At 39.3% G+C, this 873-nt stretch carries 2 protein-coding genes; both read right to left on the reverse strand.

Going from position 1 to position 873, the window contains the following annotated elements:
• Positions 1-295 (reverse strand): GNAT family N-acetyltransferase (locus ACYQ2M_RS25140; protein WP_459919150.1); only part of this gene is annotated, 295 nt, incomplete at its 3' end.
• Between the two features lie 11 nt (positions 296-306).
• Positions 307-873 (reverse strand): epoxyqueuosine reductase (locus tag ACYQ2M_RS25145; RefSeq protein WP_459919151.1); only part of this gene is annotated, 567 nt, incomplete at its 5' end.

An 873-nucleotide genomic window follows, 5' to 3' on the forward strand; every position in this document is an offset into this window, starting at 1 on the left:
GAAACGATACATATTTTTGTTGTAGACATTCCATCATAGCACGGCCTATTCCTTTACCATGATGTTCAGGATGAACCAGCATATGAGGATAATAGACTACCAGATATCCGTCAGACAGCGCATTTCCGATTCCGACGAGTTTTCCAGATATCCTTGCTGTAACTATTGAATCTGAATTTCTAAGGGCAGGGATTAGCATTTCGGGTTTTTCAGCTGATGACCATTTATTCGCTTTGTAAATTGCTATGACTTCATCTTTTTCAATATCATTATCAAGGCTTATTTCCAAATTCACTTGTGCTCCTTTTATGATTTTTTCGGCCAACTATTTTTATCACTATCGGCATTTTTCAATGCAATCAAAACATTCCGATGAAAATATTTGTACGGAATATCTGTGTTGAGATGGCCTATCTTTTCAGTATATTCTTTTTCGGACAAATCAACCAGATGCGGCAGATAAAAGAAATCTTCCCACTCTTTGATCTTATACTGAAAACTTTTCGTCATCTCCGTTACCAACGGATTGTTAAAATGTTTTTTGTTCCACGGACAGACGTCCTGGCATATTTCACAATCACCTATTCTGTTATCCATAACTTCTTGTGCCTCCTCGGGCAGAGGCTCAACCTGTAATAAATTAGAAAGGCACTTACTTTTGTTCAATACATATGGTCTATCCAACGCTCCCGAAGGGCATCTCGCTTTGCACTCGTTGCATTTTTTGCACTTATCGGATTCTTCTTCTGTGCTATATTCAAGAACAGCGTCTGTTATTATCCCACCGAGAGCCAGAAATGTTCCGTACTTCTTAGATATTAATAGTGAATGTTTGCCCTGCCATCCCAGACCAGCCCTTACCGCAGCGAGTTT

Source organism: Desulfocicer niacini (assembly GCF_054657595.1).